Below are 13,159 nucleotides of genomic sequence, written 5' to 3'. Positions count from 1 at the left end.
GGCCGAGCCGCACGCCTGGGGGCTGGGTGGCCCCGCCGTCCGGCTCGGCCTGTCCAGCGTACGGACCCTCGGCGCCGAGGTGGCCGAACGGATCGAGGCCGAACGGGTCGCCGGTGGGCCGTACCGGGACATGCCGGACCTGGCCCGGCGGCTCGGTCTGACCGCCGCGCAGCTGGAGGCGCTGGCCACCGCGGACGCCTTCGCCTGTTTCGGGTTGACCCGGCGGCAGGCGCTGTGGGCGGCCGGCGCGGCGGCCCAGGACCGGCCGGGTCGGCTGCCCGGCACGGTGACCGGCGCGGCGGCGCCCACGCTGCCCGGGATGGAGGCGGTGGACCGGCTGGTCGCCGACGTGTGGGCCACCGGGTTGTCGCCGGAGAGCCATCCGGCCCGGTTCATCCGGGGGCAGCTCGACGTGCTCGGCGCGGTGCCGATCGCCCGGCTCGGCCGGGTGGAGCCGGGGCAACGGATCCGGGTCGGTGGCATCGTCACCCACCGGCAACGCCCGGCGACCGCGGGTGGGGTCACCTTCCTCAACCTGGAGGACGAGACGGGGATGCTCAACGTCACCTGTTCGCCGGGGCTGTGGCAGCGCTACCGCCGGGTGGCGCGGACCAGCGCCGCGCTGGTGGTCCGGGGGCGGTTGCAGCGCCACGAGGGGGTGACCAACCTGGTCGCCGACCGGCTGGACGCCATCGAGCCGCCGGTCAGCCCCGCCTCCCGTGACTTCCGCTGATTCAGTGATCCACATTACGGTTTCCCGAGCCGTCGAGCGGGAGACTCGTCCCGAGCGGGCAGAGCGGCCCGTGATCCGTGAGGGGGAACGACAGTGACGGGAAATCACGCGTACACCGGTGGAATCGCCAACGCCCGGCGGACCCGACTGGGCACTGGCTGGGTGCCATCGCACCTCGCCGACCCCCGCGAGTACGAGGTGACCAACGGTCCGGTGGCCAACGAGCGCCGGTCCCGGGCGGAGGACGAGGCTGAGGGCACCGAGGCCTGACCAACCGCCGCACCACGCACCGATCGGGCGTGTGGTGGGCGCGCCCACCACACGCCCGCGCCACCGCCGGGCCGGGTGACTAGGCTCGGCCGGGTGGAGCAGACCCGAGGCCGGTTCGCCGAGCCGCCGCTGACACCCCGCACCGCCGTGATCTGGTCGGTGCTCCGCGCCGAGCTGGACCGGCGCGGTGACGCCGAGCTCACCGTGCTGGACGTGGGCGGCGGCACCGGCGGTTTCGCCGTTCCGCTGGCCCGCGCCGGGCATCGGGTCACCGTCGTCGACGCCAGCCCCGACGCGCTCGCCGCGCTCACCCGCCGCGCCGCCGAGGCCGGGGTAGCCGACCGGGTCGCCGCCGTGCAGGGCGACGGTGACGCCCTGGCCGAGCTGGTCGAGCCGGCCGGCGTCGACCTGGTGCTCTGCCACGCCGTCCTGGAGGTGGTCGACGACCCGACGCCGGTGGTGGCCGCGCTGGCCACCGCGCTGCGCCCGGGCGGCGCGGCCAGTGTGCTGGTGGCCGGGCGGGCCGCCGCCGTGCTGGGCCGGGCGATGAACGGGCACCTGGACGTCGCGACCACCCTGGCCGCCGATCCGGCCGGCACCGCGGGGCCGCGCGACATGCTGCGCCGACGCTACGACGCCTCGGGCGCCGCCGCGCTGCTCGGCGCCGCCGGGCTGGTGGTCGAGGAGATCCACGGGGTACGCGTGCTGGCCGACCTGCTGCCGGCCGCGGTGGCCGACGGGCAGTCCGCCGCCCTGGTCGAGCTGGAACGCGCGCTGGCCGCCCAACCGCCGTACCGGGACCTGGCCGCCCAACTGCACCTGTTCGCCCGCCGGCCGGCATGATCGCCGAGGCCGGTGGCGTGCCGGGGCCGCTGGAGATTCTCGGGCCGGAGCACGGTGGCGGCCGGCTGGCCGATGTGCTGCCCAGCGCGCTGGCCGTGCTGGGGGTGCCCGCCTCGACCGACCCGCTCGGGCTGGTGCCCGCGTTGGCCGGGGTACGCCGGATCGCCGTGCTGCTCGTCGACGGGCTCGGGTGGTACCAGTTGCCGACCGCCGCCCCGTACGCGCCGACCCTCGCCGGGCTCGCCGCGACGGTGGCCCGGCCGCTGATCGCCGGTTTCCCGTCGACCACCCCGACCAGCCTGGTGTCGTTGGGCACCGGTGTCGCGCCGGGCGCGCACGGGGTGCTCGGCTTCACCGTGCGGGTGCCCGGCACCGATCGGGTGCTCACCCACACCGACTGGGCCGCCGATCCGTCGCCGCTGCGCTGGCAGCCGGTGCCCACCCAGTTGGAGCGGGCCCGCGCCGCCGGGGTGACGACGACCGTGGTGAGTCGGCCGGAGTTCGGCGGCAGCGGGTTGACCCTCGCGGCGAACCGGGGTGGCGACTTCCGGGGCGCCGCCGGCGGGCACGAGGTCGCCACCGCCATGCTGGCCGCGTTGGCCGCCGGCAGTGGGCCCACCCTGGTCTCCGGTTACCACGCCGACCTGGACCGGTACGGCCACGTCTACGGCGTCGACTCGGATCCCTGGCGGGCTGCCGCCACCGAGGTGGACGCCCTGGTCGCCCGGTTGGTCGACGGGCTGCCGCCGGACGCGGCGCTGCTGGTGACCGCCGACCACGGGCAGCTCGACATCCCCGCCGCGCACCGCTTCGACCTGGACACCGATCCGCGACTGCGGGCCGGTGTGCGGGTGGTGGCCGGCGAGGCCCGGGTGCGCTACCTGCACGTCGAGCCGGGCGCGCTCGACGACGTGCGGGCCGCGTGGTCGGAGGTGCTCGGCGTCACGGCCCGGGTACGCACCCGCGACGAGGTGGTGGCCACCGGCTGGTTCGGGCCGGTGCCCGAGGAACACCTGGGCCGGATCGGCGACGTGGTGGTGATCTGCAACGACACGTACGCGGTCATGGCCAGCCGCACCGAGCGGCCGATGGCGTCGAAGTTGGTGGCCTACCACGGGTCGGACACCGCCGCCGAGCTGACAGTGCCGCTGCTGGTCGTCCGGGGCTGACCCGGGGACGGTTCGGCCCGCTGGCCGATGGTGGTGTCGTACCCCCGGGTTAACCTGCCGGGATGGGCCGCAGTCAGTCGTTGCCCCGGGGCGACGATCCGCGCTTCGGGCCGGACGCCGACGACTCCGCCAGCCCGATCCTGCACGTCGACATGGATGCCTTCTTCGCCGCCGTCGAGGTGCGCCGCCGCCCCGAGCTGCGCGGCCGGCCGGTGATCGTCGGCGGTATCGGCCCGCGTGGGGTGGTCAGCTCGGCCAGCTACGAGGCCCGCCGGTACGGCGTACGCAGCGCGATGCCGACCAGCCAGGCCCGGGCCCGCTGTCCCCACGCTGTCTACCTGGCACCGGATTTCTCCGCCTATACGGCCGCCTCCCGGGCCGTCATGCAGATCTTCCGGGACGTCACGCCGCTGGTCGAGCCGCTCTCCCTCGACGAGGCGTTCCTCGACGTGACCGGCGCCCGTCGGCTCTTCGGCTCCCCGGCCACCATCGCCCGGCTGATCCGTCGTCGGGTCGCCGAGGAACAGGCGCTGACCTGCTCGGTCGGGGTGGCGCCGACCAAGTTCGTCGCCAAGCTGGGTTCCACCCGGGCCAAGCCGGACGGCCTGCTGGTCGTGCCGCCGGGGCAGGTGCTCGACTTCCTGCACCCGTTGCCGGTGGATGCCCTGTGGGGGGTGGGGGAGCGGGCCGCCGAGTCGCTGCGCCGGCTCGGCCTGGCTACCGTCGGCGACCTCGCCGAGGCGCCGGTGGGCATGCTCCGCCGAGCCGTCGGTGCCGCCTCGGCGTCTCACCTGCACGAGTTGGCCTGGGGCCGTGACCCGCGCGGGGTCAGCCCCGAGCACGTGGACAAGTCGATCGGCGCCGAGATGACCTTCGACGTCGACGTGGCCGACCCGCTGCAGATCCGCCGTGCGTTGCTCGCGCTCAGCGCGAAGGTCGGTGTCCGGTTGCGCGGCTCCGGGCAGGTCGGGCGCACCGTCTCCCTCAAGGTCCGGCTGGCCGATTTCCGCACCGTCAGCCGATCTCGCACCCTCGACGTTCCCACCGACACCGCCCGCGAGATGTTCGACACGGTCTGGGCGCTCTACACCGCCTTGGACCCGGGCGAGCGGATCCGACTCGTCGGTGTCCGGGTGGAAGGACTCGCCTCGGCGCAGGGCGCCGCCCGGCAACTCACCCTCGGCGCGCCCGAGCGTGGCTGGCGTGAGGCGGAAGCTGTCGCGGACGCCGCCGCTGCCCGTTTCGGGCGGTCCGTCATAGGTCCGGCCAGTCTGATGGCCGACCCTGATCCCCGTCGAAAGGAAAATCCACCCCGCCCATAGGTCGTCCCGCTTTCCGACGCGCGACCCCCCTCGTAGACTTGCGGGTAAGCAGCCGGATGGCTGCCACGGTCTGTCGGCCCGAGTGGGCCCGACCAACGTGACCGGGGAGGAGTGCCGTGCCGCTCTCGGAGCACGAGCAGCGGCTGTTCGAGCAGATCGAGCGGTCGCTTGCCGAGGACCCCAAATTCGCCTCGGCCGTGCGCGCCAGCGATCCGCGCTTCCATGCGCGGCGTCGCCTGCTCGTCGCCGCCGGCGTCATCATCGCTGGCTTGGCTCTACTGGTCTATGGCGCGGTGATCAAGACTCCACCACTAGCGGTGGCGGGTTTCGTCGTCATGCTGGCGTCGGCCGCGTTCGCGGTGCAGTCGCACCGGCGGGCGCAGTCACCCGACCTGCACGTGGTGGGCGGCACGACGAGTCGCCGTCGTCCCCGTGGTGGCCGATCCGGTCGCCGGTCGTCGATCCTGGACCGGATGGAGGACAGGTGGCGGCAGCGCCCGGAGGGGCACCGCTGAGCCGGTCCCGCCACTGAGGCGGGCCGCACGCCGCGACGAGCGGTCGCCGGGCACAGCCCTCGGCGACCTCCGTGGTATCCGCGTGCCCTTCCGCGCCGCGTGCCCTTCCGCGCCGCGTGCCCTTCCACGACACGAGCCCCACTCCGCCCCGACGGCATGTCGGGGCGGAATGGGGCTTCGGTCAGCGAGTTGCCCGGTCGGCCAGCAACCGTCGAGGGTTCCACCGCAGCAAGCGGTAGCGTGCTCGCCCGGTGAGCGCCACCATTCGGCCGGACCTGTCCGCCATCGTGGTGCGCCAGCGCAGCAACACCGAGGGCGGCAGCACGGCGGCGAGCAGGCGGGTCCGTCGGTCCGCCCGCGTGGCAAGCGCCCCACGGACCGCGCGTAGCGCCGGCGACAACGGCTCACCGGTCAGTGGATCGCGCGCGTAACGGGCCCGCTCCTCCGCCCGGCCGAGCAGCCGCGCCGACTCGATCGCCGCACCGTCGTCCAGGGTCTCCCGGACAAGCCGGTCCGCGGTCGCCCTGGGCGTCTCGGTCGGATCGACCGAGACCCGGAAGTCCACCAGCGTGTCGAGCAACTCCGCCCAGGCGGCGTGCGCGTCCGCCCGGGCCCGGTTGGCGTCCACACCGACCACCACCGGTCGCGCCCCCGGCTCGCTGGCGCCGTCGACCCTGGCCGAAGCCATTGCCGCGCTCACCGCCCGGTCACCCCGTCGGCGACGGAGCGCCACCCGGCGCAGCGCCGGCACCGCGAGCAGCACCAGCAGGGCCACCAGGCCCGCCGCCCACCAGGGCCAGACCGGTAGCTGCTCGCTCGGCGTCGTCCCACCGAGCGCCAGCCCCTGGTCGGTGTCCCGGTCGGCGTTGTCCGGGCTGAGCGGCCCGGCCGAGGCATTTGGATCCGTCGGGGCGTTCGTGGCGCCCGGGCTTGGGTCGTACGGCTCCGGTGCGTCAGTGTCCGGAGCCCAGGCCGACCGGGTCGAGCCGGGCACCCCGTACGCCGGGGTGGCGTCGAACGGCACCCAACCGGCCCCGTCGAAGTAGACCTCGGTCCAGGCGTGCAGGTTGAGGTTGGTCAGCGTGAAGGTGTCACCGTCGCGCTTGCTGCCGTTGGTGAACCCGAACGCCACCCGGGCCGGGATGCCGGCCGCACGGACCAGCCAGGCCATCGCGGCCGCGTACTGCTGGCAGTAGCCGACCTTGTTGGTCAGAAAGTTGACGATGTCCTGACCACTGCTGCCGCTCTCGGTGCTCAACCGGTAGCTGAACCCGTTGTCCGCCGAGAAGTGCTGGTAGATCGCCAGCACCCGGTCGTAGTCCGTTTGCTTGCCCTGGATCAGCCCCTTGACCAGCTCCTCCACCTCGGGCACCGGCGCGGGGGTGGCGGTCATCTGTCGGAGTACCGGATGCTCGGCCGGCAGTGGTCGCGCGGCCCGCAACGCGGCGGGCGTGAAGGTCGAGCGGACGTAGTCGAAGGAGTACTTCCGACCCCGGGAGTTCTCCCGGTTGGAGAAGACGACCTGCTGGGTGGCGTCGTAGAGCCAGTTGTCGCTGAGGTCATCGGTGCGGGTCGGCTCGGCGTACACCGGCATGAGCGACATGCTCAGGCTCTTGGTGACCTCGACGGTCGCCTGGTAGGTGGTCTGCTGCACGCCCGGGCCGGCTCGGTCGGCCGGGTTCGGCAGGTCCCGGTTCACCGACCGGCCGCTGGGGTTGCGCGCCTGGAAACCACTGGGGCGCAGCTCGTCGGCGACCGCGTAGCGCAGGTAGAACGGGTCCTTCTCGGACGTCTTCACCTTTACCAGGTCGGCTACCTGCGACTGGTTGAGCTGGCCGGCGAGCGAGGCGAACAGGTCGATCCGACCCGACGTGCCGCCGGAACCGGAGCCGTTGCCGGTGCCGTTGCCCGGCCCTCGGCTGAGCGAATCGAGCAGCCCGCCGGTCATACCGGGCACCGCCAGCGGCAGCACCACCGCCAGGGCCACCCCGACCGCCGCTAGCCGGCGGCCGGCGGACGCCAGCGGGGAGGCCTCCCACACGTCGACGTCGCGGCCGTCACCGGTGAACCGACGCCCGAAGCGGCGCACCCGGTCGACGTTGTCGGTGACCAGCAGCCAGAGGTAACCGGCGGCCCCCACCACGAACGGCACCGCGGGGACGCTGTCCACGTAGACGGCGACCGGCACCGAGTAGATGGCGAGCATCGGCAGCCCGGCCAGGGCGGGTCGACGCAACCCCACGGCCAGTACGTCCACCAGCACGGCGACAGCACCGACGCCGAGCACGGCGATGAACAGCAGCGGGTCCGTGTCCGGGACCTCGACCCCGTACGAACGCATGTCCTGCATGGAGCCGGCGAGCAGGTCACCGAAGTACGCGAACGTGCCCGGGGTCGGCAGGACCGCGAGCAGCTCCTCGCCGCTGGGGAACAACCAGGTCAGGGCGAGCATCAGGCCGGCCAGCATGCCCAGCACCTGGCCCCACAGTGGTGCCCGGGCGAGCCGGGTCAGCGCGGCCACCCCGGACACCACGGCGACCGCGATGATGGACTCGATCAACCACGTCCAGCCCTGGAAGATGGCCGACAGCGGCGCGGCGGCCAGCAGCGTGGCCGCGGCCGCCACCACGCCGATGTTCCGACTGTTGATCATGAGGGGTGCCTTCCGTTCATCGCACACCGCCGGCGACCGTCTCGGCCAGCGCGGCCCGCAGAGCGAACCCCTGCGCGCCCCGGCCGGCCTGCGGCCACAGCGCCGGTAGCTGGCCGCCGTGATCGACGCCGACCACCCGCCAGCCACTCTGGAGCATGGCGAGGACAGCGGCGGCGTGGGCGTGCTCCGCCTCGGCCCGGGCCTTCTCCGGAAGACTCAGCCAGGTGGAGCTGTTCAGCAGGAAACCGACGCAGGTGGCCCCGTTGCCCCGCAGCCCGGCCAGCAGCTCCGCCTCGGCCACGCTCACAGTGCCGAACAGGCCGATGATCAGACCACCGTCGGCGCGCTGACGGACCCGCTGCACCAGGCCGGTGACCTCGGCGCGCTGATCCAGTCGGACCTCAGCCAGGTGGTCGAGCAACGCCCCGTCCCCGCCGGCCTCCGAGGCGTCCACATCTGCCCCCGAGCCGGTGACCAGGCGCAACTTGTAACCGGCCTGCCGCAGGTGGACGGCGATGCTCGCGGCGGCCGAGACCGACCACTCGAAACTGGCCGTCGGGCCCTCGCCGCGGTGGCCGTACGCCCGGGTGTCCAGCACGACCGTGGCGCGGCTCTCCCACGGTTGCTCCTCCCGGCGCACCATCAGCTCACCGGTACGGGCCGTGGACTTCCAGTGCACCCGGCGCAGGTCGTCGCCGCGCCGGTACTCCCGGGTCGCCGCGTCGTCCTCGCCGTGCACCGCCACCGAGCGGGCCCGGCTGTCGCCGCTGCCCGCGTACTCCCCGGGGAGCCGGACCGACGGCAGTGGGGTGACCTGCGGGATCACCGTCAGGTGGTCGGTGCTGGGAAAGGACCGGGTGAGCTCGCAGAGGCCGAACGGGTCGGTCATCCGGACGACCAGCGGGCCCACGTCGTAGCGGCCCCGCACATCGGCCCGCACGGTGTACGCCACGGAGCTGGCCTGGTGCGCGCCGAGCCGCTCCAACACCACCCGGGGTCGGCTGCCCAGCGCGTAGGGCAGCCGGTCCTCCAGGAGCAGGGTGCCGGTCGGCAGCCGGGAGAGGTTCTGCAGGCGCAGCACCACCCGGGAGTTGGCCCCGACCGGAACCCGGTGCGGGTCCAGGGAACGATTGCAGGCCAGCTTGTAGCGGCTGCGCCCGACGTAGGCGGCGGCCAGCAACGGCAGGATGGCCAACAGCACAGCCACCCGGAGCAGGTCCTTCTCGCCGAGAATGCCGGCCGAGAGCGCCGCCGCGACCGCGGCGGCCAGGAAGGACCGCCCGCGGGTGGTCAGCCCGCGTAGCCCGGCACGCACGTCATGGCCTCCGCGGCTCGTAGGGCGCGCGGCCGTTGCCGGTGGCGGGCCGGGTGTCGTACGGGTTGCGCTGCCGGTCGTGTGGCAGGGGCAGGCGGTGCACCAGCTCGGAGACGATCGCGTCGGTGGTGCGTCGGGCAAGCTGCGCGTCGGCGGTCGGGATGATCCGGTGGGCGAGCACCGGCACCGCCAGGGCCTGCAGGTCGTCGGGGAGGACGTAGTCGCGGCCCTCCAGGGCGGCGACCGCCCGGGCGGTGCGCAGCAGCTGCAGGGTCGCCCGGGGGGACGCGCCGAGCCGCAGGTCGGGCGCCTCGCGGGTGGCGGTGACCAGGTCGATCGCGTACTGCTTGACCGCGTCCGCGACGTGCACCTGCCGGACGGTGGCGATGAGCTGCCGGACGGTGGCCGCGTCGGAGACCGCGCGCAGCTCGTGCAGCGGGTCGGTGGCCCCGTGCCCGTCGAGCATGGCCAGCTCGGCGTTGGAGTCCGGATAACCCATCGCGATGCGGGCGGTGAACCGGTCGCGCTGCGCCTCGGGCAGCGGGTAGGTCCCCTCCATCTCGATCGGGTTCTGGGTGGCGATCACCATGAACGGGGTCTGGAGCTGGTAGGTCACCCCGTCGACGGTGACCTGCCGTTCCTCCATGCACTCCAGCAACGCCGACTGGGTCTTCGGCGAGGCCCGGTTGATCTCGTCGCCGACCACCAGGTTGGCGAACACGGCACCGGGGCGGAACTCGAAGTCGTGCGTCTCCTGGTTGTAGACGCTGACGCCGGTGACGTCGCTGGGCAGCAGGTCGGGGGTGAACTGGATCCGTCGCACCGTGCAGTCGATGGACCGCGCCAGGGCCTTGGCCAGCTTGGTCTTGCCGACACCCGGCACGTCTTCGATCAGGAGGTGACCCTCGGCGAGCAGGACGGCCAGGGCGAGCCGCACGGTGGCGGTCTTACCCTCGATGACCTGCTCGATGTTGGCCACGATGGCCTCACTGGCGGCGCGGAACTCGTCGTGCGGCAATAGACCGCCCACCTCGTCCCAGGTCTGTTGTGTCACGGGCCTCCTCCTCGTCGCCGTCACGGCAGCTCTGTGCAGAGCACCCGGACCCGCCGTTGGGTTCGCGACGCCGAGCCTCGTTTGCCGCAGGAATCTCACTGGTCTCTCAGGCTAACCATGTTTGTCGTTATCGCCGACCCCCGCAGGTAGTCCGTCGGTTACGCACCAATATTCGCCAGCTCGGGGGAGTGGGTTTTCGAGCGGCCTGGGGGCCGGCACGGCGAATCGTGGGCGGGGTACACTGCGGGACATGGCCGGAGTCTTCCTGCTTCTTACCGGGCCGTGCTGATGCGCTGAACGCAGCGACAGCACGGCGGCCCCTCCTGCGCGAGGGGCTTTTTTGTGCCCGCCGCCGGCCCGGCCCGGTGGTGCCGAGACGAAGCGAAGCGAAGCGAGGAGAGACGATGAGTGAGGCAGCCGCACCGGCGGGCGACATTCCCCCGTTCCGGTACACCGCGGCCCTGGCCGACGAGATCGAGATTCGTTGGCAGGACATCTGGGCGCGCGAGGGCACCTTCCACGCACCGAACCCGACCGGGCCGCTGGCCGACCCGACCCACCCGCGCGCCGGCGCGGAGAAGCTGTACGTGCTGGACATGTTCCCGTACCCCTCCGGAGCGGGCCTGCACGTCGGCCACCCACTGGGCTACATCGGCACCGACTGCTACGCCCGCTACCAGCGGATGGCCGGGCGCAACGTGCTGCACGCGATGGGCTTCGACGCGTTCGGTCTGCCCGCCGAGCAGTACGCGGTGCAGACCGGCACCCACCCCCGGACCACCACTGTCGCGAACATCGAGCGGTACAAGGCGCAGCTGCGCCGGCTGGGGCTGGCCCACGACGAGCGCCGCTCGGTGGCCACCATCGACACCGACTTCTACCGCTGGACCCAGTGGATCTTCCTGCAGATCTTCAACTCCTGGTACGACCGGGACGCTGGCCGGGCCCGCCCGATCGCCGAGCTGATCGCCGAGTTCGAGGGCGGCAACCGGCCCACCCCGGACGGCCGCGCCTGGGCCGAGCTGAGCGTCGCCGAGCGCCGCCAGGTCGTCGACGACCACCGCCTGGCGTACGTCTCGCAGGCGCCGGTGAACTGGTGCCCAGGGCTGGGCACCGTGCTGGCCAACGAGGAGGTCACCGCCGACGGCCGTTCCGAGCGGGGCAACTTCCCGGTCTTCAAGCGCAACCTGAAGCAGTGGATGATGCGGATCACCGCGTACGGTGACCGGCTGCTGGACGACCTGGACAGCCTGGACTGGCCCGAGCCGATCAAGCTGATGCAGCGCAACTGGATCGGCCGCTCCACCGGCGCCCACATCGACTTCCCGACCAGCGCGGCGCCGGTGCGGGTGTTCACGACCCGGCCGGACACCGTCTTCGGCGCCACCTACATGGTGCTGGCGCCCGAGCACGAGCTGGTCGACACGCTGGCGCCGACCAGCTGGCCGGAGGGCACGAAGGACTCCTGGACCGGCGGGCACGCCAGCCCCCGGGAGGCCGTCGAGGCGTACCGCAAGGCGGCAGCCGCCAAGACCGACGTCGAGCGGCAGTCCGACAGCAAGGAGAAGACCGGCGTCTTCATCGGCGCGTACGCCACCAACCCGGTCACCGGTGGGCAGATCCCGATCTTCATCGCCGACTACGTGCTGGCCGGCTACGGCACCGGCGCGATCATGGCGGTGCCGGCGCAGGACGAGCGGGACTGGGCGTTCGCCGAGGTCTTCGAGCTGCCCATCGTTCGCACCGTGCAGCCGGCGGAGGGCTTCGACGGCAAGGCGTACACCGGGGACGGCCCGGCGATCAACAGCGCCGCGCCCGAGCGCGGCCTGGACCTGAACGGTCTGGGGGTCGCCGACGCCAAGGCGGCGATCATCGCCTGGCTGGAGGCGAACGGACACGGCACCGGCGCGGTGACCTACCGGCTGCGCGACTGGCTGTTCTCCCGCCAGCGTTACTGGGGCGAACCGTTCCCGATCGTCTACGACGAGACCGGCGCGGCCATCGCGCTGCCGGAGGAGATGCTGCCCGTCGAACTGCCGGAGGTGGACGACTTCTCCCCGAAGACGTTCGACGCCGACGACGCCGACAGCAACCCGGAGACCCCGCTGTCGCGCCGGCGCGACTGGGTCGAGGTCGAGCTGGACCTGGGCGACGGGCCGAAGCGCTACACCCGGGAAACCAACGTGATGCCGCAGTGGGCCGGCTCCTGCTGGTACGAGCTGCGCTACCTGGACCCGACCAACAGCGAGCGGTTCGTCGACGCGGAGAACGAGCAGTACTGGATGGGTCCGCGCGGCGAGGGCGACTGCGGGGGCACCGACCTGTACGTCGGTGGCGCCGAGCACGCCGTGCTGCACCTGCTGTACGCGCGGTTCTGGCACAAGGTGCTGTTCGACCTGGGGCACGTGTCGTCGTTCGAGCCGTTCCGCAAGCTGTTCAACCAGGGCATGATCCAGGCGTACGCGTACACCGACTCGCGCGGCAGCTACGTGCAGGCCGAGGAGGTCTTCGAGCGCGACGGCGCCTACTACCTGGGCGATCTGGCGGTCAACCGCGAGTACGGCAAGATGGGCAAGTCACTGAAGAACGTGGTGACCCCCGACGACATGTGCGCCGCCTACGGCGCGGACACCTTCCGGGTGTACGAGATGTCGATGGGCCCGCTGGAGGTGTCCCGCCCCTGGGAGACCCGGGCGGTGGTCGGCTCGTACCGGTTCCTGCAGCGGGTGTGGCGGGCCGTCATCGACGAGCAGACCGGCGCCCTGCGGATCACCGAGGACCCGGCCGACGAGGCGACCCGCCGGCTGCTGCACAAGGTGATCGACGGGGTCCGTGGTGACATGGACGGCATCCGGTTCAACACCGCGATCGCCAAGCTGATCGAGCTGAGCAACGGGCTGACCCGACTGTCGGCCACGCCCCGCGAGGTGGCCGAGCCGCTGGTGCTGATGGTGGCGCCGTTCGCCCCGCACCTGGCCGAGGAGCTGTGGCGCAAGCTGGGCCACGACACCTCGCTGACGTACGCGGACTTCCCGACCGCTGACCCGGCGCTGTTGGTGGCCGACACGGTGACCTACCCGGTGCAGGTCAACGGCAAGGTCCGTGGCCGCATCGAGGTCCCCGCCGACGCCGCCGAGGACACCGTCCGTGCGGCGGCCCTGGACGCGGTGGCGGCGACCCTGGGGGGCAAGGAGCCTCGCAAGGTCATCGTGGTCAAGGGTCGAATGGTCTCGGTCGTCGCCTGAGCCGCCCGGTCACCCGCGATCTTGCACTTTCAGTCGCTGT

At 72.8% G+C, this 13,159-nt stretch carries 10 protein-coding genes; 7 read left to right on the top strand and 3 right to left on the bottom strand.

The features are described 5' to 3' along the window. The 6 genes from DLJ59_RS13395 to DLJ59_RS13375 all read left to right on the top strand — a co-directional run. A partial coding sequence (locus DLJ59_RS13395) for a helix-hairpin-helix domain-containing protein (RefSeq protein WP_244235998.1) occupies window positions 1-733 on the top strand: 733 nt, incomplete at its 5' end. Window positions 734-826: 93 nt separating this feature from the next. Then, complete coding sequence (locus DLJ59_RS36595) at window positions 827-1,003, top strand: hypothetical protein (protein WP_167492956.1); 177 nt, start codon at window positions 827-829, stop codon at window positions 1,001-1,003. A 75-nt stretch (window positions 1,004-1,078) separates the two neighbouring features. Beyond that, entirely contained in the window at window positions 1,079-1,846 is a 768-nt protein-coding gene (locus DLJ59_RS13390; RefSeq protein ID WP_124772842.1) for a methyltransferase domain-containing protein, read from the top strand. Continuing rightward, the gene (locus tag DLJ59_RS13385) at window positions 1,843-3,015 is read left to right on the top strand and encodes an alkaline phosphatase family protein (protein WP_124772841.1); all 1,173 of its coding nucleotides are present in this window, start codon (window positions 1,843-1,845) and stop codon (window positions 3,013-3,015) included. The genes DLJ59_RS13390 and DLJ59_RS13385 overlap by 4 nt, the downstream gene beginning before the upstream one ends. Window positions 3,016-3,077: 62 nt before the next feature. Further along, window positions 3,078-4,337 carry a DNA polymerase IV gene (locus DLJ59_RS13380; protein ID WP_124772840.1) on the top strand — a complete coding sequence of 420 codons (1,260 nt, stop codon included), beginning with the start codon at window positions 3,078-3,080 and terminating at the stop codon, window positions 4,335-4,337. Between the two features lie 116 nt (window positions 4,338-4,453). Further along, window positions 4,454-4,852 (top strand): DUF3040 domain-containing protein, encoded by a 399-nt coding sequence (locus tag DLJ59_RS13375; RefSeq protein ID WP_030334542.1) that lies wholly within the window; start codon window positions 4,454-4,456, stop codon window positions 4,850-4,852. A gap of 181 nt (window positions 4,853-5,033) precedes the next feature. On the opposite strand, the gene DLJ59_RS13370 is transcribed toward DLJ59_RS13375, so the two are convergent. Genes DLJ59_RS13370 through DLJ59_RS13360 form a run of 3 tightly spaced genes read right to left on the bottom strand, consistent with a single transcriptional unit; the run spans window position 5,034 to window position 9,874 of the window. Beyond that, window positions 5,034-7,505 carry a transglutaminase TgpA family protein gene (locus DLJ59_RS13370; RefSeq protein ID WP_124772839.1) on the bottom strand — a complete coding sequence of 824 codons (2,472 nt, stop codon included), beginning with the start codon at window positions 7,503-7,505 and terminating at the stop codon, window positions 5,034-5,036. Between the two features lie 16 nt (window positions 7,506-7,521). After that, window positions 7,522-8,820 carry a DUF58 domain-containing protein gene (locus DLJ59_RS13365; protein ID WP_124772838.1) on the bottom strand — a complete coding sequence of 433 codons (1,299 nt, stop codon included), beginning with the start codon at window positions 8,818-8,820 and terminating at the stop codon, window positions 7,522-7,524. Window position 8,821: 1 nt separating this feature from the next. Continuing rightward, the gene (locus tag DLJ59_RS13360) at window positions 8,822-9,874 is read right to left on the bottom strand and encodes an AAA family ATPase (RefSeq protein WP_124772837.1); all 1,053 of its coding nucleotides are present in this window, start codon (window positions 9,872-9,874) and stop codon (window positions 8,822-8,824) included. Window positions 9,875-10,278: 404 nt separating this feature from the next. Between DLJ59_RS13360 and leuS the strand changes: the two genes are divergently transcribed. Beyond that, complete coding sequence (gene leuS, locus DLJ59_RS13355; protein WP_124772836.1) at window positions 10,279-13,119, top strand: leucine--tRNA ligase; 2,841 nt, start codon at window positions 10,279-10,281, stop codon at window positions 13,117-13,119. Window positions 13,120-13,159 lie beyond the last annotated feature (40 nt).

Source organism: Micromonospora inaquosa (assembly GCF_003857055.1).
GTDB lineage: Bacteria > Actinomycetota > Actinomycetes > Mycobacteriales > Micromonosporaceae > Micromonospora > Micromonospora inaquosa.
This window is presented reverse-complemented; position numbering and strand designations above follow the sequence as displayed.